The following is a 22,782-nucleotide window of genomic DNA, read 5'->3' on the forward strand; positions in this document are numbered from 1 at the left end:
TCGCGGGGCTTCACCTTGCGCTCACTTATTCCTCAGCTGTGACGGGCTGGTCCCGGCGGGTTCTACTTGGCGGCGCAGGGGTGGTTTTCCGACGCTTGCCGTTCTTCCCGCGGCTTCCCGGTGATGGCCGGATCGACGCCGTTTGGCATCAAAAGTATCACGCCATGGGCGCGTCTGGTTCGCTTTCGTGATCGTCGTCGCTCACAGCTGGGCGTGGCCGATCGAGGGAGCTCAGCAACATGCAGACGCACAGGATCACAATGATGCCCGCGGCGGTGACCCACGAGGGCATCGCCCCTCCGAGGATCAACACGAGGGCGAGGAAGGCCGTCATCGCGACGAGAAAAACCCCAACCGCGAATGTCGTGGAATCGCGTTTCATCCCTTCGCTCCTTCGCGCACGTAGGTGACGTCGCCGAAAATCGTGCGGCCGTCAATCTGGATCGTCACGTGCGAGGGATCCCAGCGGCTATATCCCTTCGCTTCAGAGTTCGTGGTCGTGCCGAGGGTGGAAGCGAGGGTGGAGTTCACGCGCCAGTCCTCTTCGGGAAGGATCACTTTGATGTTGCCAACGGGACGGTTACACATGATCGTGAGCGAAAGGTCCACGAGCAGCGGGTCGGGTTCACCGTTCGCCACCGTCCACGAGGCGCGGGCCTCCTCGTCAGTTGGAGGGTCGCCAAGATTGCTCAAATCGATGACCACCGGGCGAGACCATTCGCGGATCCCACCCGGCGTACATTCCAGGTAGGAACCGGGTTGGAACTCATCGACGCTCATATAGATCGGGGTCTTCCCTCGCGAGTCGGTGAGCCGAACCCACGACACGGACACGGAAAAAATGAGGAGCGAGGCGATGCCGAAGGCGAGGATCTGCCGGCTGCGCATGCCGCGCGCTCCCGCGATAATGAGCACCGCGCCAGAGGCGAGCGCGATCGCGGCGGCGCCCACGCCCACGCGCGGGACGACCTCGAGGGGGCCGTTCGGATTGAGTGCTGGAAACAGCCCCGGGAGATAACTCACGAGCGAGAATACGGCGACGCCGAGAAAAATGAACGCCGCAAAGAGCCACAGAACCGTGCGGCCACGCAGCGATTGCGCTGCGTGCTCACCGCTTGCGCCCGAGCTCGACGGGTCCTCTTCGACTCCCCAGGCGTTCGGCGCTTCACGGCGAAGCCGCGCAAGAGTGCGAAGAGCCTCGCGATCGTCGATAATTCCGGCCTGCTCGGCAAGGCGCATGAACAGGTAGGTTGTGCGTGCGCGGCTCGCACGCCACCCACCCCACACGACGATCACGCCGAGCACAGCACTGATCGGCACGAGGAAGGCAAGAACGATCGGCGCGTAGGCGATATACGCCCACACGATCGCGACGCCGAGCGCAAGCGAGGGAAATAAAAGGAGTGCAACAACGAGGTCCCCCGGCTGGGGCCGGCGACGAACAAGCGCGCGGGCGGGTGTGTCGTAGTGAGGTTCATCGGCGCCTTGGCGGGCTTCGGCTCCTCCACGTGCTCGGCCCCTCTCGAGGCGAGGAAGCGCGAGGTAGAACACGAGGTACACGAAAAGACCTGGGCCGAGAAACACGAGCGCGAGGGTCCAGGTGCGCACAAGTCGAACGGGAAGCCCATAGGCGTGTGCGAGGGCCGTGCACACGCCCGCGGCAAGGCCTTCGCCGGGCCGGCGCGCGAGGCCGTAGCGCAGCGCGAATGTTGTTGCGTCAGACGTTTCCTGCGCGGTCGCGAGCGCCGCAATTGTGCGGTCGGGGCGCTCAGGCTCGCGAGAGGCATCGCGGTGCGCAGAGGGTGACGTCATGCCACTATGGTCGCATGAGTGATCTTTTCCAACCGAGCGCTAGCGCCTGGACGCGCGAACGGGCGAGCGCAGAACTCACGGGCGTATGTGCAGCGCTCGCAAAGGCGATGGGCGTTCCAGTAGCCGCGGTTCGTGCGTTCTTCGTGCTCGGTGGGCTGACTCTCGCATGCGTACTCCCCGCAACCCTCCTTCTCGACCTCACTCCGCTCACGCTCTACGCGCTCCTCGGTATCGGCGGGAGCGCCTTACTCGTATACGTGCTTGCCTGGTGGGCACTCCCCCTCGACCACGAACACGAACGCGAGATTCTTGCCGAACTCTCCAATGCACCTGTGCGCGGCAAGCCCGGGCTTCGTCAGGCGGGCACGCCTCTCGCGGGCGCCCACACTCCCCTCGGCACGGCGGCAAGGTGGTTGATCCTCGCGGGCATCGTGGGTACGGCCGTTGCCATCGTGAGCATCGGTGCACTCCCCGCAATCACCCCGGATGTCAGCGTCGAGGGTCCTTTCGCCATCGGCGCGGGCGTCCTCGCGGCTGGAATTGCCCTCGGCACACTTCCACTCTCGAGCGTCGATACTGCACGCTGGACCGGAAAGGTCTCGAATCTCCCCTTAGCCGTCTCGGGCGCGGTCATACTCGGCGGGCTCCTCCTCGTGGGCGGCGCCCTCGTGATCGTCGGTGCCCTCCTCGGCGTGCGTGCGATGGGCGTCACCGCCGCCGCAACGCTGTTCTCGCTACTTCTCGCTTCGATTCTCGTGGTTCCGTGGGCGAAACGCCTGTGGGCTGGTATGCGCGAGGAATCCCGCGAGCGCGCCCTCGCCGATCACCAGGCGGAAATCGCCTCGCACTTGCATGACTCGGTGCTCCAAACCCTCACCGTCATTCAGCGCGAATCAACCCCTCCCGAGCGCATGAAGCACCTCGCGCGTCAGCAGGAAGTTGAGCTTCGCCGCTGGCTCTACGGCAATATCTCGCCGTCCTCTGCCCCACCGTATGCGACCCCGCGGGCCGAAAAGGCGCCACCGCAAAGTCTCCGCGAAGCCGTCGCGGACATCACTGAAGAGACGGAGCGCGCGAACGAGGTCCCGATCGAGGTCGTGTGCGTAGGTGATGCGCCGTTCGCGGACGGATACAAACCGCTTCTTCTTGCACTTCGCGAAGCTACGAGCAACGCCGCGCGTCACGGGAAAGTCGGCGTGCAAGTGTTCCTTGATGCTTCGGGAGAGAACATCGAGGTTTTTGTTCGCGACCGCGGCGAAGGTTTCGACATCAACGCGATCCCTGAGGGCCGTCTGGGGGTGCGCGAGTCTATCCTTGGACGCATGAACCGGGCGGGCGGCTTCGCAAGCGTGCGGGGCGCGATCGGCGGCGGCTGCGAAGTGACCCTTGTGCTCGAGAGACAGGAAAAGGAACGCCATGGCTGAGAACATTCGCGTGCTCGTGGTCGATGATCACCGGATCTTCGCCTCGGGGGTGAGCGAAGAGCTCAGTCGGCTCGGGGGCATCGAAATCGTGGGGATTGCTCTCTCCGTAGAAGAAGCAATCGACCAAGCGCGCGAGCTGCGCCCCGACGTGGTGCTTCTCGATGTGCACCTCCCGGGCGGAAACGGTGGTGGCGGCGCCGAGGTTGCCGAAACCCTCGAGTCCCTCACGACGGAAGCTGGGGAGCCCGTGCGCTGCCTCGCCCTCTCGGTTTCCGATGCCGAAGCTGACGTCATCGCCGTCATTCGTGCGGGCGCACGCGGATACGTCACGAAGTCCACGACCGGCGAGGAGCTCGCCGCTGCGCTCCATAAGATTGCCGAGGGCGATGCCGTATTCTCCCCACGCCTCGCGGGCTTCGTGCTCGATGCGTTCCGTGGCGTTGCCCCATCAATCCCAAGCGAGATGGACCTTCTGAGTCCCCGCGAGCAGGAGGTGATGAAGCTCATCGCTCGAGGCCACACCTATCGCGAGGCCGCATCGGCACTTTTCATTTCCGATCGCACGATCGAGACCCACGTCTCCAATGTGCTCAAGAAGCTTCAACTCACGAACCGGTACGAACTTTCGCGCTGGGCGCGCGACAAGCGTGTGATCTAGGCTTGTGTGTCATGCTTGAGGGCGTTCAGCCTCAAGATTCCTCGCAGCAAGGAGAATTCCGTGGGTCTATTCGATAAGGAACCGTTCACCGCAACCGCGACCAAGTCCAATGTGACAGTTGAGGTCGGTGAGGACACCTCACTCCTCCAGGCACTCATGGATGCGGGCGTGCCCATGAAGTACTCATGCGAAGGTGGCACGTGCGGAACGTGCGTCGTTCCGCTCGTGAGCGGCGAAGTTGAGTACGAGAACGAGTACCTCGAAGAAGATGAGCACGGCAAACGCATCGCGTGCTGCGTGGACCGCGGCGTGGGCCACATCGAGGTCGAAGCCTAAGGCTTCCCCTCTCTACCGCGTACGTCGGATGAGCTTGTGCTGCGCCGCTTGTGCAAGTGGGCGGAGCGTCACGAGGTCGAGGTTCACGTGGTGCGGAAGCTTCACGGCATACGCGATCACGTCGGCGACATCGTCGGCAGTGAGAGGCTTGTCGACGCCCTCGTAGACCTTGTCGGCTGCGGCCTGGTCGCCGCCGAGGCGCGTGAGGCTAAACTCCTCGGTGTGCACGAGCCCGGGCGCGATTTCGATGACACGGATCGGCTTTCCCGCGAGCTCAAGTCGGAGCGCCGCGGCGATCATGTGCTCACCGGCCTTCGCGGCGTTGTAGCCAGAGCCGCCTTCGTATGCGGTTTGGCTCGCGGTCGAGGTCAAAAACACAACGTCGCCGCTCCCGCTCGCTTCGAGCGCGGGCAGGAGCGCCTTCGTGACGCGGCCCGCGCCAAGCACGTTGGAGCGGAACATACCTTCCCATTTGTCGAAGGCCGCATCGGCGATCTGCTCAACCCCGAGGGCGCCACCGGCGATATTGCACAGCGTCGTAAGGCTCCCGCCGAACTCCCGCTCGACATACTCGGCAACGCGCGCAACGTCCTCGTCGACACTCACGTCGCACGCGAGCACGTCAAATTTCCCGGGAGCGTGCACCATGCGCGCGAGATCCTCGAGCCGCTCGCGCCGGCGCGCGATCGCGAGAATCCGATACCCCTCTTCGAAGAGACGCAGCGCCGTGGCACGCCCTATCCCAGAGCTTGCGCCGGTGACAACCGCCGTTCGCGATTCGCGCGCGTTCATACCCATCACACCTCCGTGTGCTCGAGAGCATCGAGGAGCTGCTCGCGCATGCGCTCAAGCGGCTCCGCATCGTATTCGGCATCAAAATCGCTCAGCCCGCCGGCGAGACGTTCGAGCCTCGAAAGCGCCACGTCGGCGTCGATGACCGACTGGCTGAACTGTGGCTCAAGTGCTTCGGCGCGCGCGGAGAGGTCTGTGCCCTGTGCGAAGGACCTATCGAGGAACTCGTCCACGAGTTCCCGCCGCTCGCGCATCTTCGCGCTCACGTTCTCGATCGAGGCACGGGCGCGGCGGATTGCGACGTGGAGCGAGCCGATGTGCTGGAGCATGACGTCAAGGTCGGCGAGAAGCGCGGATACGAGGTCGCGGATCGCGCTGTTTGCTTCAGCACGCGAGGCAGGCTCTTCGATCTCGAAGCGCTCATCAGCAAATTGCGTGACCATTGATGACTGGAGCCGCGCAAGGGAAATCTGGAACTGCGTTTCGCGCGAGAGCGCCGCGAGGGTCGAGAGCTCACCCGTAAGTGAGTTGAGGCGCGGGCGCAGCGCGTTGTCACTCGAGTCCCAAAGGCCAAGCTCGGCGGCGGCCTGAAGGTCGATGTCTTGGCGAATCCGTCGCAGAACCGAGTCGGTGTAACTCGCGATCGTTTCGAGTGTCTCCTGATCGAACGAGAGCACGCTCACTTCGGCGTGGATACCGAGGGCGGCACGCACGATGAGGTCGATCGTGTTGGTGACGACCATGCCGAGGGTGCCTTCGAGGGCTTCTTCGCGCAGCATGACCTCGCGAAGGAGCGCCTTGCGCTGGAACATGTCGTAGCCGTCGTAGCCGAGGTCGCGCACGGCCGAATCCACGAGCTTCGCTCCCACTCCCGCGACTTCGCGCGCGCTCCTGCCCTGCTCGCGCAGCTTCGTTTCTTCCGCGACGATCGCGGCGTAGGCCTCGAATACGTCGTTGAACGTCGCAGTGCTCATGGGCCGAGAGCGCACCGAGAGGTACCCGCCTTCGGGAAGAGGGGTGACCGTGGCAAACACATCGTAGTGGCTACCGTCGGAAGAGAGATTGCGAATGTACCCCGCGAACGGTTGTCCCTTTTCCACCGAGTCCCACAGCAGCCGGAACACGCCCGAGGGCATATCGGGGTGGCGGATGATGTTGTGCGGGGCGCCCTTGAGCGCACTTTCCTCGTAGCGCGAGAGCCGCACGAACACGTCGTTGGCCTTATCGATGTGGCCGCGTTCGTCGGTCGTGGAGAAGAACAGCTCACCCGCCTCGAACTCGAGTTCGTGGCCGGTCGGGTCGGGGCGCTTCATGGGAACCTTCCGCTTGCGGGCGTCGTGGGCGGCCGGGCGCGTAGGGTCCGACGCCGGCTCGCCCCCATAGTACGCCGCCTCTAGAGGCCTACCCGGCACGAAAGGCCCAGCGTGAGACGGCGGCTTTCGACGCTTCCCGTTGGGGCATCTCACGCCCCCGCATCCCCTGGGAGTTGCACGCGCGTGGAACAATGGAGGCATGAGCGAAAACAGCCACGACGCAGGTCACGACTCGACCGCCCAACCGATGAACCCCGCGATCCCCGACCGCCCGAGCCTCGAGGGGCTCGAAGGCAAATGGGATGAGCAGTGGGAGAGCGCGAAGGTCTACGCGTTCAATCGCGAGACGAGCCGCGAGAAGGTTTTCTCGATCGACACTCCCCCGCCCACCGCCTCGGGTTCGTTGCACATCGGTCACGTGTTCGCCTACACGCAGGCCGATATCCTCGCGCGTTTCCAGCGTATGACCGGCAAGGACGTGTTCTACCCGATGGGGTGGGACGATAACGGCCTGCCCACCGAGCGCCGCGTGCAGAACTACTTCGGTGTGCGCTGCGATCCGAGCCTCGCGTACGTCGAGAACTTCGAGCCGCCCCACCGCGGCGGCAATGCGAAGACCTCGAAGCCTCAGAACCAGATGCCGATCAGCCGCAAGAACTTCATCGAGCTGTGCCTCGAGCTTGCCACGGAAGATGAGAAGGCGTTCGAGCACACGTTCCGCACGCTCGGCCTCTCGGTCGATTGGAACCTCCGCTACCAAACGATCGACGACAACTCGCGTGCCGTGAGCCAGAAGGCGTTCCTCACGCATCTTAAGAATGGTCAGGTCTACCAGGCCGAGGCGCCGACCCCGTGGGACGTCACGTTCCGCACCGCGGTCGCGCAGGCCGAGCAGGAGGATCACGACCGCGAGGGCGCGTATCACCGTCTCGGCTTTACGCGCGTGGAGAACGGCGAGAAGGTCTACATTGAGACGACCCGCCCCGAACTCCTCCCCGCGTGCGTGGCCCTCGTTGCTCACCCGGACGATGAGCGCTACAAGCCGCTTTTCGGCACGAAGGTCCTCTCGCCGCTGTTCGAGGTGGAGGTGCCGGTTCTCGCGCACCCGCTCGCGCAGGCCGATAAGGGCGCGGGCATCGCGATGATCTGTACGTTCGGCGATGCGACCGACGTGATCTGGTGGCGCGAGCTCGACCTGCCCACGCGCGCCGTGATCGGCCGCGACGGCCGCATCATCGAGGACGCCCCGTGGATCACGAGCGAGGCTGGCCGCGAGCGCTTCGCCGAGCTCGTGGGCCTCACCGTATTCAGCGCGCAAAAGCGCGTGGTCGAGATGGTCACCGAGACGGGTGACATGGTGGGCGAGCCGAAGAAGATCACGCACCCGGTCAAGTTCTACGAAAAGGGCGATAAGCCCCTCGAGTACGTCACGAGCCGCCAGTGGTACATCACGAACGGCGGGCGCGATGAGCCCGACGGCGCCCTGCGCACGGCGCTCCTGAAGCGCGGCGAAGAACTCACGTGGTACCCGGGATTCATGGCCTCGCGCTACCGCAACTGGGTCGAAAACCTTACGGGCGACTGGCTCGTAAGCCGGCAGCGGTACTTCGGCGTGCCGATCCCCGTGTGGTACGGCCTCGATGAGCATGGCGAGATTGATTACGACCGCGTGCTCGTACCTTCGGAGGATCGCCTCCCCGTGGATCCCACGCTCGATGCCCCCGAAGGTTTCGAGGAAGCGCAGCGCGATCAGGCGAATGGCTTCACTGCCGATCCGGATGTGTTCGACACGTGGGCGACGAGCTCGCTCACGCCGCTTCTCGCAACCGGCTGGCTCGATGATCGGGATCTGTTCGAGAAGGTCTATCCGATGGATCTTCGCCCGCAGGGCCACGACATCATTCGCACGTGGCTGTTCAGCACGGTCGTGCGCTCGCATCTGCTCACCGATTCGCTTCCGTGGAAGGGCGCGAGCATCAACGGATGGATCCTCGATCCGGACCGCAAGAAAATGTCGAAGTCGAAGGGCAATGTTGTCACGCCGATCGATCTACTCGAGAAGTACGGCTCGGATGGCGTTCGTTACTGGGCCGCCCGCGCCCGCCAGGGTGCGGATACGGCCTTCGAGGAGGGCCAGATGAAGATCGGCCGTCGCCTCGCGATCAAGATCCTCAATGCCTCGAAGTTTGCGCTCGGCTTCGGTGAGGTGGCGTCGGACCCGGAGGGTGCCCTCCCTGCAGACCCGACTGCCGTGACCGAGCCGCTCGACCGCGCGATGCTCGCGTCTCTTGCGAGCGTCGTGGACCAAGCGAGTGCCGCGATGGCGAAGCTCGATTACGCGCGCGCGATCGAGGTGATCGAACCGTTCTTCTGGACGTTCTGCGACGACTACATCGAGCTCGTGAAGAACCGCGCGCACGGCGCAGCGGGCGAGGGTCCCGCGGCTTCGGCTCGCGCGGCACTCCAAATCGCGCTCGAAACGCTCCTGCGCCTTTTCGCACCGTACCTTCCGTTCGCGACCGATGAAGTATGGAGCTGGTGGCGCGAAGGTTCGGTGCACGCTCAGGCGTGGCCCACCTCTGCGCCGCTCGCGAAGGCCGCTGCCGGCCAAGACGAATCGCTCCTGCGCGTCGTGAGCGAGGCGATCATCTCGGTGCGCAAGGTCAAGAGCGACGCGAAGGTCTCACAGAAGACCCCGATGCTCCGCGCCCACCTCGCGCTCCCCGAGGAAGCGCTCGCGCAGTTCGAGAGCGTGCGATTCGACGTGTGCGCGCTCGGTTCGATCGAAGAGCTCACGCTCGAGGCCTCGACCGATGGCGCGATCATGCTTTCGAAGGTCGAGCTCGGCGAGCCGCCCGCGAAGAAGCGCTAAAGACACAACGGCTGTCACGATACAGCCGCGCATAATAGAGCCCCGAGAGTCACGGCAGGACCCGCTCCTCCGTGGCTCTCGGGGCCTTTTCGCCACTCCAGCCAAATTCCCGCCCGGGCCCCCATTCCATCCCGACGTTGACCTTAGAGCAACCGTGTTGCACTGAACGCTTGACTGTCCGGTGCTCCGCTTCTAGGATCGACGTCAATACCTTCCGTGGAAATGACGCCCAGTCGTTTTCTCAATGACGAGAACCAAGGAGGCCCCTGTGGCGGAAGAACTTCCTCAACATCCCGATTTCCTGTGGGATAACCCGGACCCGAAGAAAACGTACGACGCGATCGTCGTGGGCGGCGGCGGTCACGGGCTCGCAACCGCGTACTACCTCGCGCGGAACCATGGGATGACCAACATCGCCCTCCTCGAAAAGGGGTGGCTCGCGGGCGGCAACATGGCCCGCAACACGACGATCATCCGCTCGAACTACCTGTGGAACGAATCGGCCGCGATCTACGAGCACGCGATGAAGCTGTGGGAGGGCCTCACCGAGGAACTCGAGTACGAGATGTTCTTCTCACAGCGCGGCGTGCTCAACCTTGCCCACACCCTCGGTGACGCGCGCGAATCAGTGCGCAGGGTCGAGGCGAACAAGCTCAACGGCGTGGACGCCGAATGGCTCACGCCAGAGCAGGTCAAGGAAGTGTGCCCGATCCTCAACATCAGCGACAACGTGCGCTACCCGGTCATGGGCGCGACCTATCAGCCTCGCGCGGGCATCGCGAAACACGACTGGGTTGCGTGGGGCTACGCACGCAAGTGCAACGAACTTGGCGTGGACATCATCCAAAACTGCGAGGTCACGAAGGTCCTTTCCGACGGTGGCCGTGCGATCGGCGTCGAGACGACTCGCGGGAGGATCCTCGCCCCCAAGATCGCCCTCGCGGCCGCGGGCCACACGACGACCCTCACGGACCAACTCGGGGTGCGCGTGCCCACGCAATCGCATCCACTTCAGGCACTCGTTTCGGAGCTTTTCGAACCCGTGCATCCCACGGTTGTCATGAGCAACCACGTGCACATGTATGTGTCGCAGGCCCACAAAGGTGAGCTCGTGATGGGCGCCGGCATTGACCAGTACAACGGCTACGCCCAACGCGGCTCCTTCCACGTCGTTTCCGAACAAATCGCCGCGTCGATCGAGCTGTTCCCCGTGTTCTCGCGCGCGCACCTTTTGCGCACATGGGGTGGGATCGTGGACGTCACGCTTGACGCCTCCCCCATCATGTCGCTGTGCGACGTTGCGGGCGTGTACATCAATTGCGGCTGGGGAACAGGCGGATTCAAGGCCACCCCGGCCTGCGGCTGGGCATTCGCCTACACGGTCGCGAACGACCGCCCCCACGAGCTGAACGAACCGTTCTCACTTGAGCGGTTCACGACCGGCCACCTGATCGACGAGCACGGCGCCGCTGCCGTCGCTCACTAACCCCCACGGCGAAAGAGAGACCAACGATGCTTCTTCTCACGTGCCCCCATTGCGGCGATCGCGACGAGATCGAGTTCCACTACGGCGGCGAGGCTCATGTGCCCTACCCCGAAAAGACAATCGAGCTCGACGACACCGCCTGGGCCCACTACTTGTTCTACCGCGAAAACCCGAAGGGCGAGTACGCGGAGCGGTGGCTCCACACAGGCGGCTGCCGCAAGTGGTTCAACGCCCTACGCGATACCGCAACCCACGAGTTCCTCGCGTTTTACCCGGCGGGCGAAAAACGCCCCACCCTTGACGGCAGCAACGAGGCTGCACCGACGATGGGAGAGACCCAGTGAGCATGCGACTAACCGCAAAGCAGTCCCCGCGGCACGGGATCTCGAGCAACAAGCCCTTTTTGATCACGGTTGATGGCGTGGAGATCGAGGCCTTCGAAGGCGACACGGTCGCCTCGGCGCTCATCGCCTCGGGCCGGATCCACACGGCCGAATCGATGTATCGTCACCGCCCGCGCGGGATTCTCGCGGCGGGCATCGAGGAGCCGAACGGCCTCATCACCGTGCGTGCGCGCGATGCGCATGACATCGACGAGACGATGCTCCCCGTGACCACGGTCCCGGCCACACCCGGACTCGAAACCCTTTTCGTTTCGGGGCAGGGCGCACTCGATCCCCGCCCCGATCCGACTCTTTACGACCACAAGCATCGCCACGCCGATGTGCTCATCGTGGGCGCGGGGCCCGCGGGCATCGCCGCGGCGCGCTCGGCGCTCGCCGGCCAGTGCAGGGTTGTGCTCATCGATGACCAACCGATCCCCGGGGGTTCGCTCCTTTCGTCACGCGATGTGGAGATCGATGGATTAAGCGGCCCCGAATGGGCGAGCGCCGAGATCGAGAAGCTCAAGAAGAACAGCGACTTCACGTATCTTCCTCGCACGAGCGCGTTCGGCTGTTACGACGCGAACTATGTGATCGCGGTCGAAAATCGCACCGATCATTTACCTCGCGCGAAGCGTCCCGGGGTTTCTCGCCAGCGCATGTGGCAGTTTCGCGCCACCGAGGTCATCCTCGCGACCGGTGCCCTCGAGCGCCCCCTCGTGTTCAAGAACAACGATCGCCCGGGCATCATGCTCGCTTCGGCAGTGAGCACCTACATTAATCGCTACGGGGCGCTTCCCGGACGCCGCGCGGCGCTTTTCACGACGAACGACGCGGGCTACGAGAGTGCGCTCGACCTCGCGGCCGCGGGCGCGAAGGTCGAGGCCATTGTCGATGCGCGCGAAGACGTTCCCGAGCACTGCACAACAATCGCGAATGATGTCGGCGCGCAGCTCTACGCGGGATCTGCGGTCGTCGACACTGACGCGGGTAAGGGCGGTGTCCTCTCGGGCGTGAGGGTGCGCGGGCTCGACGAGAACGGCGCGCTCACGGGCGAGGCGGCACGCATTGACGTGGACCTCCTCGCGGTCTCGGGCGGCTACAGCCCGACCGTGCACCTGCACACGCACCGTCAAGGTAAGACCACGTGGAAGAGCGACGTCGCGGGGTTCGTGCCCGTAGCCCCGGTTGCGCATCAACACCACGCAGGCGCCTTGACGGGCCAGTACTCCCGCTCATCCGCGCTCGACGTCGGTCATCGCGTGGGCATCGAGGCCCGCGAGGCTGCCGCCGAAGCGAAGGGCTTCAACGCCGGGAAACTGAAGCGCGAGGTGGCCGAGGCAAGCGTCGGAACCGCACTTCCCCTTGACCGTTCCCCCGTGCGCCCCGTGTGGCTCGTGCCCGCGGAGGAGGGTGAGCCTAGCGAGTGGAATGAGCACTTCGTGGATCTCCAGCGCGACCAGGCCGTTGCCGAGGTCATGCGCGCCTACGGGGCGGGCATGCGCAGCATCGAACACATCAAGCGCTACACGTCGATCGGCACGGCAAACGACCAGGGCAAAACCTCGGGTGTGAACGCGATGGCAATCCTTGCGGCGGCACTCGGAGAAGAGGACCTCGAGAAGGTCGGCGTTTCGAACTATCGTGCGCCCTACTCCCCCGTGTCGTTCGCCGTGATTGCGGGCCGCGAGCGCGGCGACCTGTTCGATGCCGCGCGCATCACGTCGATCCAGCCCTGGCACCTCGCGCACGGCGCCACATTCGAGGATGTGGGCCAGTGGAAGCGCCCGTGGTACTACCCGCAAGGCGCCGAGTCGATGGATGCAGCCGTGCGTCGCGAATGCGCGGCGGTACGCGAATCCGTGGGGTTCATGGACGGCACCACACTCGGAAAGATCGAGATTCGCGGCAAGGACGCCGCGGAGTTCCTCGATCGCGTATACACGAACTCGTTCCGCTTGCTCAAGGTAGGCATGGGCCGCTACGGCGTGATGTGCACGCCCGACGGCATGATCTTCGACGATGGCGTGACGATGCGCCTCGCGGAGGATCGCTTCCTCATGACGACGACCTCCTCGGGCGCCGCCAAGGTTCTCGATCATCTCGAGGAATACTTGCAGACGGAATGGCCAGAGCTCGACGTGACGCTGACATCGGTCACCGAGCAATACGCAACGATCACGGTCGCGGGCCCGAAATCGCGCGCGGTCGTCGAGAAGGTCGTGCCAAACATCGATGTTTCCGCGAAGGGTTTCCCGTTTATGGCGTTTCGCGACACGACCCTCGCGAGCGGGATTCCGGCGCGCGTGTGCCGCATTTCGTTCTCGGGTGAGCTGTGCTTCGAGATCAACGTCGAGGCCTACTACGGTCTCGCCGCATGGGAGGCCGTTGAGGAGGCTGGGCGCGAATTCGGCATCACGCCGTACGGCACAGAGACGATGCACGTGCTGCGCGCCGAGAAGGGCTTCATCATCGTAGGCCAAGACACGGACGGCACGGTCACCCCGCACGATGCGGGCATGAGCTGGGTCGTCTCGAAGAAGAAGGAGGAGTTCCTCGGCAAGCGTTCGTTCGCGCGCGCCCACACAGCTTCGGAGGATCGCCGCCACCTTGTGAGCGTCATGCCCGTGGATCGCCGGCTCAAGCTTCGCGAGGGTGCGCAGCTCGTTGAGAAGGGCACGAATCTCGAGGTGCGCGACGCCGACGTCACGACTCCGCTCCTGCCCGGCGACGGGCAAATCGAGGACATCGGTTGGGTGACCTCGAGCTACGACTCGGTTGCGCTCGGCCGCACGTTTGGTCTCGCGCTCATCGAACGCGGTCGCGAGCGCGTGGGCGAGATCATCTCGAGCCCTCTCGATGGCCGCCTCGTCGATGTAGAAATCGGGCCCCTGTGTCTTTTTGATCCGGAAGGAGAGCGCCGCGATGGCTAACGCTCAGTTGAAAGAATTTCACGTGACACCCGCCGCCCACCTCGCGAGTGAGATGGAAGCGGCGCGCGTGTGCGGGCCCCGCTCGGTCGCGCTCACGGAACTCGATTCACCGCTCCAGGTGGGGCTTCGCGCGAAGCCGGGAAGCGAGAGCGCACGGGCCCTTGAGAGTGTGCTCGGCTTTGCGCTCCCCGCGCGGGTTGGCGAGGTCACGGGAAGGTCCGACGCCAGCCACGTTCTGTGGCTTTCGCCCGACGAATTCCTGTACGTCGACCCCACGGACACGACCCAGGGTGCCGTCGCCGATCTCGAGGCTTCCCTCGAGGGCCTTCCGGGGCACGCCGTGGATCTTTCCGCGAACCGCACCGTGTTTGAACTTTCGGGCCGCGCCTCGAAGGACCTGCTCGAAAAGGGCTGCAACGCGGACCTTCACGAGCGCGAGTTCCCCGCGGGCCGCGCGATCGCGACCCAGCTCGCGCACGTGCCGATCCTTTTGCATCGCGTGGAGCACAACGTGTGGCGCGTGTACCCGCGCGCGAGCTTCGCCGACTTCGTCGCGCGGTGGATCATCGATGCGATGACGGAGTACCGCCAAAGCGAAGTCCTCTAACGCACCGCGTGGGGGTATGGGGCCGTTCCGCGCATCTGGCGCGGGGCGGCCCTCTGTCTCGCCCTACTTTTCGGCGGCGATCTTCTCGTGATGACGGATGACCTCGGTCACGAGGAAATTGAGGAAACGCTGCGCGAACACGGGGTCGAGGCCAGATTCTTCGGCGAGGCGCGTGAGGCGTTCGACCTGTTGCTTTTCGCGATCCGGGTCGCCTGGCGGGAGGCCGTGTTCGGCCTTGAGCGCCCCCACGGCCTGCGTGAACTTGAAGCGCTCGGCGAGCAAGTGCACGAGGGCCGCATCAATGTTGTCGATCGACTGGCGATGGCTCCCGAGAACCTCGCGCGCGCGAGCGATCTCGTCGTCGCTCACGTGGGCACCGGCACTCGGAGTCGCGGAAGGCGTTTCGCTCATGCGCTAAGCCTTGCAGGCGAAGCGCCTCGAGTAAAGCAAGCTCAGCACATTTCTAGGCGCTTCGGCGACGCTTCTTCTCGCTCGCCTCGCTCGATTCGGCGCGCGTGAGCATAAGCGGCTCGCGCCCCTCGGTCACCACTGCCTCGGTGATAACAATCTTCACGACATCCTCGCGGGAGGGCACCTCGAACATGACGGGCTGGAGGATTTCTTCCATGATCGCGCGAAGGCCGCGCGCACCCGTGCCGCGCTCAAGGGCGCGATCGGCGATGGCCTCGAGAGCAAGCGGCTCGAAATCAAGCTCAACCTCGTCGAGCGCGAACATCTTCTGATACTGCTTGACGAGCGCATTCTTCGGTTCAATCAGGATGCGGGTGAGATCGTCACGGTCGAGGTTCGTGACGGACGTGAGCACGGGAAGGCGGCCAATGAATTCGGGGATGAGCCCAAATTTCAAGAGGTCTTCGGGGAGGATCTTCGCGTAGATCTCCTGCTCATCAAGCGGGGTGTGGAGCTGGCTGCCGAAGCCGATGCCGCGCTTGCCGATCCGGTTGCTAATGATGTCCTCGATGCCAGCGAAGGCGCCCGCGACGATGAACAGCACGTTTGTCGTGTCGAGCTGAACGTAATCCTGCTGCGGGTGTTTGCGGCCACCCTGCGGCGGCACGGCCGAGACGGTGCCTTCGAGAATCTTGAGGAGGCCCTGCTGCACGCCTTCACCGGAAACATCGCGCGTGATCGACGGGTTCTCCGCCTTGCGGCCGATCTTGTCGATCTCGTCGATGTAGATGATGCCGCGTTCGGCGCGCTTGACGTCCCAATCCGCGGCCTGGAGCAGTTTGAGAAGAACATTTTCGACGTCCTCACCCACGTAGCCGGCCTCGGTGAGAGCGGTCGCGTCAGCCATCGCGAATGGCACGTTGAGGAGCTTCGCGAGGGTTTGCGCAAGGTAGGTTTTTCCGCAGCCCGTGGGTCCTACGACGAGCACGTTCGACTTCGCGACCTCGACCTCGTCAATGTCCGTTCCGATGCCCGAATCCTTCGTTTCGCTCGCGCGCACGCGTTTGTAGTGGTTGTACACGGCAACGGAAAGGGCACGCTTCGCGGTTTCTTGGCCCACGATGTGGGTCTCAAGGAAATCAAAGATCTCGTTGGGCTTCGGAAGCTCAAACTCCTTCGCCTGCTCTTCCTTCTTCTCTGCGGCCTCGGTTTCCTCAGCAATGATCTCGTTGCACAGTTCGATGCATTCTTCGCAGATGTACACGTGAGGACCGGAGATCAGCCGCTCGACCTGCTTTTGCGACTTGCCGCAGAACGAGCACTTGTAGATCTCGCTCGAGTCACCAATCTGTGCCATGGAGGAGGAGTCCTTCCCGGGGAAGTTTTCGGGCCCTTGCCACACTAGCGGCAGTGAGGCAGCGAAACGGGGAGGCGCACCAGCGACTGTGTGTCGCTGTGTCGCACCTCCCCGAGTGGTTCACGCGTGTGCCGCGCTTACTGGCCGATCTGGTCCTGCTCACTGCGGCGTGCGAGAACCTGGTCGATCAGGCCGTACTCGAGCGCCCCCTGCGCGGTGAGGATCTTGTCGCGCTCGATGTCGCGGTGGATCTCGCCGCGGTCGCGGCCCGAGTGGTGCGCGAGGGTGTCCTCGAGCCACTCGCGCATGCGGAGAATCTCGTTGGCCTGGATCTCGATATCCGAAGCCTGACCGCCGCCCTGGCCGCCCATCGCCGGCTGGTGGATGAGGATGCGCGCGTTCGGAAGGGCGAGGCGCTTGCCTGGGGCTCCGGCCGCGAGCAGAACAGCCGCAGCTGAAGCAGCCTGCCCGAGGCACACGGTCGTGACATCGGGCTTGATGTACTGCATCGTGTCGTAGATCGCCGTGAGAGCCGTAAACGAGCCTCCCGGGCTGTTGATGTAGAGCGTGATGTCGCGATCCGGATCCTGCGACTCGAGCACGAGCAGCTGCGCCATCACGTCGTCAGCCGAGGCGTCGTCCACCTGCACGCCGAGGAAGATAATGCGATCTTCGAACAGCTTCGCGTACGGATCCTGGCGCTTGAAGCCGTAGGCGGTGCGCTCTTCGTACGTGGGCAGCACGTAGCGTGAGCTCGGCATGTGGCCGGCTTTCATGGAGGGCTCAAAAGTCATGGGTGTACTCCTTCAGTTTCGCCGCGTCAGTTCTCGTCCATGCCGCCGTCGCCGGTCACGTCGCCAGCGGCCGACACGATTCGGTCGATGAAGCCGTACTCGAGAGCTTCGGGGGCGGTGAACCAGTGGTCGCGGTCGCCGTCGGCAATGATTTGTTCGACGCTCTTGCCGGTCTGCTGGGCCGTGATCTCGGCCATCTGCTGCTTCATCGAGAGGATCAGATCGGCCTGGATCTTGATTTCCGAAGCGGTGCCGCCGAGGCCGCCGAGCGGCTGGTGCATGAGGATGCGCGTGTGCGGCGTCGCAAAGCGCTTGCCGGGCGTTCCCGAGCTCAGCAGGAACTGCCCCATCGAGGCGGCCATGCCCATCGCAACCGTGACGACATCGGGCTTGATGTACTGCATCGTGTCGTAAATGGCCATGCCCGCCGTGATCGAACCGCCGGGGCTGTTGATGTAAAGGAAGATGTCCTTATCGGGATCTTCCGCGGCCAGCAGGAGCAGCTTCGCGCAGATCGCGTTCGCGTTATCGTCGCGAACATCCGAGCCGAGCCACACGATGCGCTCGCGCAGAAGCCGCTGGTACACGTTGTCGTCGAGGCCAAGCGGCATTTCACCGGCCGCGTTCACGCTGTGCTGAGTCACGGTGCACTCCTTGTCACTTGAGGTTTCGTACCCCTCAACCTTAGCGACCGTGAGGGGCCTTGGCGGCCCTGTTCGCCAGGGGCGCAGTTCCGACGCTTGCTGTGCTAGAGCCGCGGCTGGGACCACAGCACGCCGCCGCTTGCGTCACGTATGGTGGCGCGGGGGCTTTCGTCGAGAGTGATCTCGACGTCGAGGAAGCGTTCTCCCCCATGCTCGTGGGCGCGATACGTCATCTTCTCGTTCGCGATGTCGACAACCTCGGTGCGGGCCGTGACGAGCCACGGGTGCGCGCGGCGCACGCCGATGAGCCCTGCAATCGCATCGCGCGTCGCGGGGCCCTCGCCGAAGAAGTCGCTCGGGGAATCGGGGAAGGCCTGGCGCACGTCGTCGTCTCCGCCAATGCGCTCCTCCTTGATGCCACGGAAGGCCTGTTCATCGCCGTAATAGAGGGCTGGCATTCCACCGAGCGTGTAGAGGATCGCGTGGGCCGTGAGCGCGCCATCGGCGCCGAGCACGCTCGCGATGCGGCTCGTGTCGTGATTACCCACGAAGGTGAGCGGAACGAAATGCTCAAGAAACGTGTTGTGGCGGCCGAGAGTCCACTCGAGCTCGAACAGGTTCTCTTCCTCGATACTCGAATAGATCGCCTTCCATAGCTCGTACTCGGTCACGGAATCGACTCCCGATTCACGCACGAATTCGGCGTAGTCGCCGTGGATGATCTCCGCAAAGAAGAAGACCTCAGGGAAATCTCGGCGGAGGTCGGGGATGATCGCGTTCCAAAAACTTGTGGGCACGGAATAGGCGGCATCAAGGCGCCAGCCGTCGATTCCCCGTTCGAGCCAGGAACGCATCACGTGGGCGACCCGCTCGCGAGCGGCGGCGCTTTCGTGATTGAAGCGAGCAAGCTCCCCGTGCCCCTCCCACACGCGAGGTGCCGGGCCGCCACTTGCCTCCATATCGATATCGAATTCGCGATCGTTCGCCTTCTCGCCGGGGCTTTCAAGCTCACGAAGAAGCGGCGCAAAATCAGTCGAGACGTGCGAAAACACGCCGTCGAGAAGCACGCGGATCCCCCGTTTTTTGCACGCTGAGAGAAAGCGGCCGAAGGCAGCATCATCACCGAGCCGCGGGTCGATTTTCAGGTAGTCAAGAGTGTCGTAGCCGTGGGTCTTCGAGGCAAAGATCGGGCCGAGCACGATCCCGTTGAGGCCAAGCTCCTGCACGTAGTCGAGCCAGCCGGTGAGGTGATCGAGCCCCCGGCCGGTGCGTGAATCACCTTCGCGGATCGGGGCGTCGGTGAAACCGAGCGGGTATACGTGCCACCACAGGGCGTGATCAATCCAAGCCATGATGTGCTCCTCCTCCGCGCGGCTCCGCGCGCTATTAAAAGAGTAGCGGCCCCCCCACCGCTTGCGCGGAGAGGGGCCGCCCCGTGGGGAAGGTGCGAGACTACTTGTCTTCGCCCTTGTCCTCGTTCTTCTCTGCAGCCTTCTTCGTGGTCGCCTTCTTCGCCGGAGCCTTCTTGGCAGGTGCCTTCTTGGCGGCCGGCTTCTTCTCGGCAGTCTTCTTTTCCGCGGTCTTCTTCGCCGCGGGCTTCTTTGCAGCAGCCTTCTTCGCGGGGGCCTTCTTCTTGCCCTCGTCCTTGGCGTCCTCGTCGGCTGAGGAAGCGTCGGACTCCTCACCCTTCGAAAGGCCCAGGTCGAGAACCTTGCCCTCGCTCGACTTGACCGTCACCTCGGCAAGCGCGTCGTCAAGAGCCTTCGAGCGCTGCACCTCAGCGAAGATCTGCTCGAGCTGACCACCCTGCGCGACAGCCTGGAGGAAGGTGTTCGGGTCCATGCCGTACTGCGCGGCCATCTGGGACACGAAGCCCATGAGGTCTTCCTGGCCCACCTCGACCTGGCGCGTTTCGAGGATTGCATCGAGGAGGAACTGCGCACGGATCGCCTTGACCGTGTCGTCCTTGATCTCCTCGCCGTGAGGATCATCAGCGTTCTTGCCCTCGTTCTCGAGGTGCGCCTCGATCTCGTCCTTGACGAGCTGCTCGGGAACCTCGATCTCGATGTCCTCGAGGAGCTTTTCGAGCAGAGCGTTGCGGGCAAGCGCCACGCGGTTGCCCTCGGCATCCTTCTCCGCCTGGGCCTTGAGGTCAGCCTTGAGCTCGTCGATCGTGTCGAACTCCGACGCGAGCTCGGCGAACTCGTCGTCGGCCTCCGGGAGCTCACGCACCTTCACGCTCTGCGCGGTCACGGTGATCTGTGCTTCCTCACCAGCGCGGTCGCCACCGGCAAGCTTCGAGGTGAAGGTCGTGGTCTCGCCGGCCGAAAGGCCGATCAGTGCTTCGTCGAGGCCTTCGAGCATGTTTCCCTCGCCGATGTTGTACGAGACGCCCTCAACGGTGTCGATCTCTTCATCGTCGATCTTTGCGACCATGTCGATCGACACGAAGTCGCCATCTTCAGCCGGGCGATCAACGCCCTTGAGGGTGCCGAAGCGCTCGCGAAGCGCGGTGAGGCGCACGTCAACGGCGTCGTCGTCTACGGCGGGCTCCTCGATCTCAACCTCGAGGTTGTCGAAGGAGGGCAGCTCGATCTCGGGGCGCACATCCTGCTCAACGACGAACACGAGGTTGCCTTCTTCCGAACCATCAAGGCCGGGAACTTCCGTAACCTCAACCTCGGGGCGGCCCGCCGGCTTGAGTTCAGCCTCGGCGGCGGCCTGCTGGTAATAGCCGGGAAGCGCGTCGTTCACGGCCTCCTGGATAATCATGGGCTTGCCAAAGCGCTGTTCGATGAGCGACGTGGGAACCTTGCCCTTACGGAAGCCTGGAAGCTGCACATCCTTGGCAATCTTCTTGGCGGCCTGATCGATTGCGGGCTTCAGTTCCTCGAAAGGAACCTCAACGTTCAGCTTCACGCGCGTGGCGCTCAGCTTCTCGACTGCAGTCTTCACGTGCAAGTCTCCTCGTAGTAGTTCTCGTATTTCAAAGTCGGTAACCGGGGCGGGGCCAGCGAGGCCGCCCCTGCGACGTCGGGATGACAGGATTTGAACCTGCGACCTTCCGCTCCCAAAGCGGACGCTCTACCAAGCTGAGCTACATCCCGGTGGTGCACCACGGCCGAGACCATTCGGGCCGCGAATACCGTTATGGCAACCCCGCCAAGTTTACCCGGCCCCGCGCGACGGCGCTGCGGCATCACTTGTACGATGTGACGAGATGCATGTATCGCCGCGCCCACGCTCGTCTTGGGACACGGCGCGGCATGTGGCAAGATGGATCCCTGAAGTGCTTCGAGCGCTTCGCGCGGGTGTAGCTCAATGGTAGAGCCTCAGTCTTCCAAACTGATTACGCGGGTTCGATTCCCGTCACCCGCTCCATTTCCGAATTGCATAGAGGTTGTGGGGGTTTCAACCGCCGGCGGTGCGCCTGGATCGCTCGCCTCCCCGCCTGCTCCCCCTCTTCCCCTTCCCGCATTGACGTAGCGAAACGGACGTAACTCACGGGCTTATTCGTTGACCCACGGGCGCATACTCGGGCAGCACGCGATACAGCCACGCAGCCCCACTCCACAGGAGGCCCGTAGTGAGAAGCGCCGCCCACCCCACCGGCAGCGCGAGCGTCACGAGCGACACGAGAAGCGGCGCCGAAAGCCGCCCCGCACCCATGAGAGTGTTCCACCGCGCGAGGTCGCGTGTGCGCGTCGCGGTATTCGAAAGATCGATGCCAAGAGTCATCATGATCCCCGAGCCCAGACCGTTGCCGATTCCTGCAACGATCTGCGCGACGAGCAGAACCGCGAAACCAGCACCACCAGCAGAAAGGCCCGCCGGGCCGATCGCGAAGGGTGCCGCAAGCGCGAAACCGAGGCCGAAAATACTCATGCACGGCACGATCGCCGCGGCCCTCCCCCACCGGTCCATGATCACGCCCGCGGGATAAAACAGCAGGATCTCGATCGCGGCGGCAATGCCAAAAATGAGCGTGACGTCCTTCTCCGTGAGGTGCATGAGCACCGCCATGAGCGGAACGATGATCGGCCGGTTCGTGCGCGCCGCAGCAAGCGGGAGCACCCCAAGCGCCACGCGCAGCATGTCCCGAAACGTCAGTTGGCGCCCGAGTGCACCGGTCACGGTTGCGGGTTCGCTTGGGTGTTTCGCGGGTTTGTCATGACCTCAGACAGGTGTTTCGCGGGTTTGCTTGGGTCTTTCGCAGGATTCACCTGGTCTTTTTCAGGTCCGACGGTTGCCGAGCGAGCGTCGGACCCCACCTTTTCGCGCGGTGCATCGCCTTCAAGCATGCGTGCCCATACGCACCACACCGCGATCACAACAAGCAGGGCGTACAGGTGGAACACCCACGATGCGTGCCCCATCCACAGCACGGCGGAGGAGAGCAGGGGGCCGAGGATCTCGCCGATGCGCACCGCGCCGCCGAAGGAGGTCATGCCCCGGGCACGCACGCGCGGCGGAAGATGTGTGCCGAGGTAGGCCTGGCGACCGAGGTTCCACACGATCATGCAGGCGCCCTGCACCACGAGCGCGAATACCAGCACCATCCGGTGCCACGGCGCCGCGGAGCCGGAGAGCGCTTCACCCACGACGACGCCGAGACCCACGTTGAGGACGACAAGTAGCACTCCGGTCGCGAGAATCGCACGCCGCTCCCCCACGCGTGCCATGAGCCTTCCCGCAGGGACCGTGCCCACAACGGAAAGGATTCCGGCAATGAGGCCGAGAGCGGCGGCTCCCGAGACCGAAAACCCCATGCGGATTGCGATAAGCGGCAAGATCGGCAAGATCGCGGCGTTTCCCGAGAATTGCAGTGCCGTTGGAACATAGACGGGGAGGATGAGCGGCCTGAGTGCAGCGGTGGCCTCGGAGCGAGCACCGCCGAGGTGCGATTCGCGAGGCTGGTTTCTCGCCACGCCGTCTCCTTCAATAGACTCGCCACGACGCG

Annotated in this window: 20 protein-coding genes and 2 tRNA genes; 9 read left to right on the forward strand and 13 right to left on the reverse strand. The window is 64.1% G+C overall.

The genetic code is table 11. The features are described 5' to 3' along the window. Positions 1–157 precede the first annotated feature (157 nt). A complete protein-coding gene (locus tag M3B90_RS01655) occupies positions 158–382 on the reverse strand; it encodes a hypothetical protein (RefSeq protein WP_259888324.1) in 225 nt (74 codons plus the stop codon). Continuing rightward, the gene (locus tag M3B90_RS01660) at positions 379–1,812 is read right to left on the reverse strand and encodes a PspC domain-containing protein (protein ID WP_259888325.1); all 1,434 of its coding nucleotides are present in this window, start codon (positions 1,810–1,812) and stop codon (positions 379–381) included. The genes M3B90_RS01655 and M3B90_RS01660 overlap by 4 nt, the downstream gene beginning before the upstream one ends. Positions 1,813–1,826: 14 nt before the next feature. On the opposite strand from M3B90_RS01660, the gene M3B90_RS01665 reads away from it, so the two are divergent. The 3 genes from M3B90_RS01665 to M3B90_RS01675 are packed head-to-tail and all read left to right on the forward strand — an operon-like array spanning position 1,827 to position 4,230. Continuing rightward, the gene (locus M3B90_RS01665) at positions 1,827–3,236 is read left to right on the forward strand and encodes an ATP-binding protein (protein ID WP_259888326.1); all 1,410 of its coding nucleotides are present in this window, start codon (positions 1,827–1,829) and stop codon (positions 3,234–3,236) included. Next, positions 3,229–3,894 carry a response regulator transcription factor gene (locus tag M3B90_RS01670; RefSeq protein ID WP_259888327.1) on the forward strand — a complete coding sequence of 222 codons (666 nt, stop codon included), beginning with the start codon at positions 3,229–3,231 and terminating at the stop codon, positions 3,892–3,894. The genes M3B90_RS01665 and M3B90_RS01670 overlap by 8 nt, the downstream gene beginning before the upstream one ends. Positions 3,895–3,954: 60 nt before the next feature. Further along, positions 3,955–4,230 carry a 2Fe-2S iron-sulfur cluster binding domain-containing protein gene (locus M3B90_RS01675; protein ID WP_259888328.1) on the forward strand — a complete coding sequence of 92 codons (276 nt, stop codon included), beginning with the start codon at positions 3,955–3,957 and terminating at the stop codon, positions 4,228–4,230. A gap of 12 nt (positions 4,231–4,242) precedes the next feature. Here the strand turns inward: M3B90_RS01675 and M3B90_RS01680 are convergent, their stop codons facing one another. Together M3B90_RS01680 and M3B90_RS01685 are read right to left on the reverse strand one after the other, a co-directional pair. Continuing rightward, positions 4,243–5,028 (reverse strand): SDR family oxidoreductase, encoded by a 786-nt coding sequence (locus M3B90_RS01680; protein WP_259888329.1) that lies wholly within the window; start codon positions 5,026–5,028, stop codon positions 4,243–4,245. Continuing rightward, a complete protein-coding gene (locus M3B90_RS01685; RefSeq protein ID WP_259888330.1) occupies positions 5,028–6,335 on the reverse strand; it encodes a PAS domain-containing protein in 1,308 nt (435 codons plus the stop codon). The genes M3B90_RS01680 and M3B90_RS01685 overlap by 1 nt, the downstream gene beginning before the upstream one ends. Before the next feature lie 199 nt (positions 6,336–6,534). On the opposite strand from M3B90_RS01685, the gene valS reads away from it, so the two are divergent. The 5 genes from valS (at position 6,535) to M3B90_RS01710 (ending at position 14,616) form a co-directional block, all read left to right on the forward strand. Beyond that, a complete protein-coding gene (gene valS / locus M3B90_RS01690) occupies positions 6,535–9,207 on the forward strand; it encodes a valine--tRNA ligase (RefSeq protein WP_259888331.1) in 2,673 nt (890 codons plus the stop codon). 268 nt (positions 9,208–9,475) lie between these two features. Beyond that, positions 9,476–10,693: a sarcosine oxidase subunit beta family protein gene (locus M3B90_RS01695; RefSeq protein WP_259888332.1), complete on the forward strand. Its 1,218-nt coding sequence runs from the start codon at positions 9,476–9,478 to the stop codon at positions 10,691–10,693. Positions 10,694–10,719: 26 nt separating this feature from the next. Further along, positions 10,720–11,037 (forward strand): sarcosine oxidase subunit delta, encoded by a 318-nt coding sequence (locus M3B90_RS01700; protein ID WP_259888333.1) that lies wholly within the window; start codon positions 10,720–10,722, stop codon positions 11,035–11,037. 2 nt (positions 11,038–11,039) lie between these two features. Then, on the forward strand, positions 11,040–14,009 hold the full coding sequence (locus M3B90_RS01705) for a 2Fe-2S iron-sulfur cluster-binding protein (protein WP_259888334.1): 2,970 nt from the start codon (positions 11,040–11,042) through the stop codon (positions 14,007–14,009). Further along, on the forward strand, positions 14,002–14,616 hold the full coding sequence (locus M3B90_RS01710; protein ID WP_259888335.1) for a sarcosine oxidase subunit gamma: 615 nt from the start codon (positions 14,002–14,004) through the stop codon (positions 14,614–14,616). Before M3B90_RS01705 ends, M3B90_RS01710 begins: the two co-directional genes overlap by 8 nt. Before the next feature lie 63 nt (positions 14,617–14,679). On the opposite strand, the gene M3B90_RS01715 is transcribed toward M3B90_RS01710, so the two are convergent. The 7 genes from M3B90_RS01715 to M3B90_RS01745 form a co-directional block, all read right to left on the reverse strand. Further along, the gene (locus M3B90_RS01715; protein WP_259888336.1) at positions 14,680–15,027 is read right to left on the reverse strand and encodes a chorismate mutase; all 348 of its coding nucleotides are present in this window, start codon (positions 15,025–15,027) and stop codon (positions 14,680–14,682) included. A gap of 52 nt (positions 15,028–15,079) precedes the next feature. After that, entirely contained in the window at positions 15,080–16,384 is a 1,305-nt protein-coding gene (gene clpX, locus M3B90_RS01720) for an ATP-dependent Clp protease ATP-binding subunit ClpX (RefSeq protein WP_259888337.1), read from the reverse strand. Positions 16,385–16,521: 137 nt separating this feature from the next. Beyond that, on the reverse strand, positions 16,522–17,178 hold the full coding sequence (locus M3B90_RS01725; RefSeq protein WP_259888338.1) for an ATP-dependent Clp protease proteolytic subunit: 657 nt from the start codon (positions 17,176–17,178) through the stop codon (positions 16,522–16,524). A 26-nt stretch (positions 17,179–17,204) separates the two neighbouring features. After that, complete coding sequence (locus M3B90_RS01730) at positions 17,205–17,789, reverse strand: ATP-dependent Clp protease proteolytic subunit (RefSeq protein ID WP_259888419.1); 585 nt, start codon at positions 17,787–17,789, stop codon at positions 17,205–17,207. A gap of 137 nt (positions 17,790–17,926) precedes the next feature. Beyond that, positions 17,927–19,174, reverse strand: coding sequence for an alpha-amylase family glycosyl hydrolase (locus M3B90_RS01735; RefSeq protein WP_259888339.1), 1,248 nt, complete (start codon positions 19,172–19,174; stop codon positions 17,927–17,929). Positions 19,175–19,274: 100 nt separating this feature from the next. Next, positions 19,275–20,777: a trigger factor gene (gene tig, locus M3B90_RS01740; protein WP_259888340.1), complete on the reverse strand. Its 1,503-nt coding sequence runs from the start codon at positions 20,775–20,777 to the stop codon at positions 19,275–19,277. Between the two features lie 78 nt (positions 20,778–20,855). Further along, positions 20,856–20,929, reverse strand: a tRNA-Pro gene (locus tag M3B90_RS01745). 200 nt (positions 20,930–21,129) lie between these two features. On the opposite strand from M3B90_RS01745, the gene M3B90_RS01750 reads away from it, so the two are divergent. Beyond that, positions 21,130–21,203 (forward strand) — tRNA-Gly (locus tag M3B90_RS01750). Positions 21,204–21,323: 120 nt separating this feature from the next. On the opposite strand, the gene M3B90_RS01755 is transcribed toward M3B90_RS01750, so the two are convergent. Beyond that, positions 21,324–21,956: an MFS transporter gene (locus M3B90_RS01755; protein ID WP_259888341.1), complete on the reverse strand. Its 633-nt coding sequence runs from the start codon at positions 21,954–21,956 to the stop codon at positions 21,324–21,326. Beyond that, entirely contained in the window at positions 21,953–22,750 is a 798-nt protein-coding gene (locus tag M3B90_RS01760; protein ID WP_259888342.1) for an MFS transporter, read from the reverse strand. Before M3B90_RS01760 ends, M3B90_RS01755 begins: the two co-directional genes overlap by 4 nt. Positions 22,751–22,782 lie beyond the last annotated feature (32 nt).

Source organism: Dermabacter sp. p3-SID358 (assembly GCF_025147465.1).
In the GTDB taxonomy this organism is placed as follows: Bacteria; Actinomycetota; Actinomycetes; order Actinomycetales; family Dermabacteraceae; genus Dermabacter.

Excerpts from the sequence above, each read along its gene's own strand:
- M3B90_RS01730 (WP_259888419.1), bottom strand. The coding sequence starts at position 17,789 with ATGCCGCTTGGCCTCGACGACAACGTGTACCAGCGGCTTCTGCGCGAG.
- M3B90_RS01715 (WP_259888336.1), bottom strand. The coding sequence starts at position 15,027 with ATGAGCGAAACGCCTTCCGCGACTCCGAGTGCCGGTGCCCACGTGAGC.
- M3B90_RS01680 (WP_259888329.1), bottom strand. The coding sequence starts at position 5,028 with ATGGGTATGAACGCGCGCGAATCGCGAACGGCGGTTGTCACCGGCGCA.
- M3B90_RS01700 (WP_259888333.1), top strand. The coding sequence starts at position 10,720 with ATGCTTCTTCTCACGTGCCCCCATTGCGGCGATCGCGACGAGATCGAG.
- M3B90_RS01660 (WP_259888325.1), bottom strand. The coding sequence starts at position 1,812 with ATGACGTCACCCTCTGCGCACCGCGATGCCTCTCGCGAGCCTGAGCGC.
- M3B90_RS01735 (WP_259888339.1), bottom strand. The coding sequence starts at position 19,174 with ATGGCTTGGATTGATCACGCCCTGTGGTGGCACGTATACCCGCTCGGT.
- M3B90_RS01710 (WP_259888335.1), top strand. The coding sequence starts at position 14,002 with ATGGCTAACGCTCAGTTGAAAGAATTTCACGTGACACCCGCCGCCCAC.
- clpX (WP_259888337.1), bottom strand. The coding sequence starts at position 16,384 with ATGGCACAGATTGGTGACTCGAGCGAGATCTACAAGTGCTCGTTCTGC.
- valS (WP_259888331.1), top strand. The coding sequence starts at position 6,535 with ATGAGCGAAAACAGCCACGACGCAGGTCACGACTCGACCGCCCAACCG.
- M3B90_RS01670 (WP_259888327.1), top strand. The coding sequence starts at position 3,229 with ATGGCTGAGAACATTCGCGTGCTCGTGGTCGATGATCACCGGATCTTC.
- M3B90_RS01665 (WP_259888326.1), top strand. The coding sequence starts at position 1,827 with ATGAGTGATCTTTTCCAACCGAGCGCTAGCGCCTGGACGCGCGAACGG.
- M3B90_RS01655 (WP_259888324.1), bottom strand. The coding sequence starts at position 382 with ATGAAACGCGATTCCACGACATTCGCGGTTGGGGTTTTTCTCGTCGCG.
- M3B90_RS01725 (WP_259888338.1), bottom strand. The coding sequence starts at position 17,178 with ATGACTTTTGAGCCCTCCATGAAAGCCGGCCACATGCCGAGCTCACGC.
- M3B90_RS01685 (WP_259888330.1), bottom strand. The coding sequence starts at position 6,335 with ATGAAGCGCCCCGACCCGACCGGCCACGAACTCGAGTTCGAGGCGGGT.
- M3B90_RS01705 (WP_259888334.1), top strand. The coding sequence starts at position 11,040 with ATGCGACTAACCGCAAAGCAGTCCCCGCGGCACGGGATCTCGAGCAAC.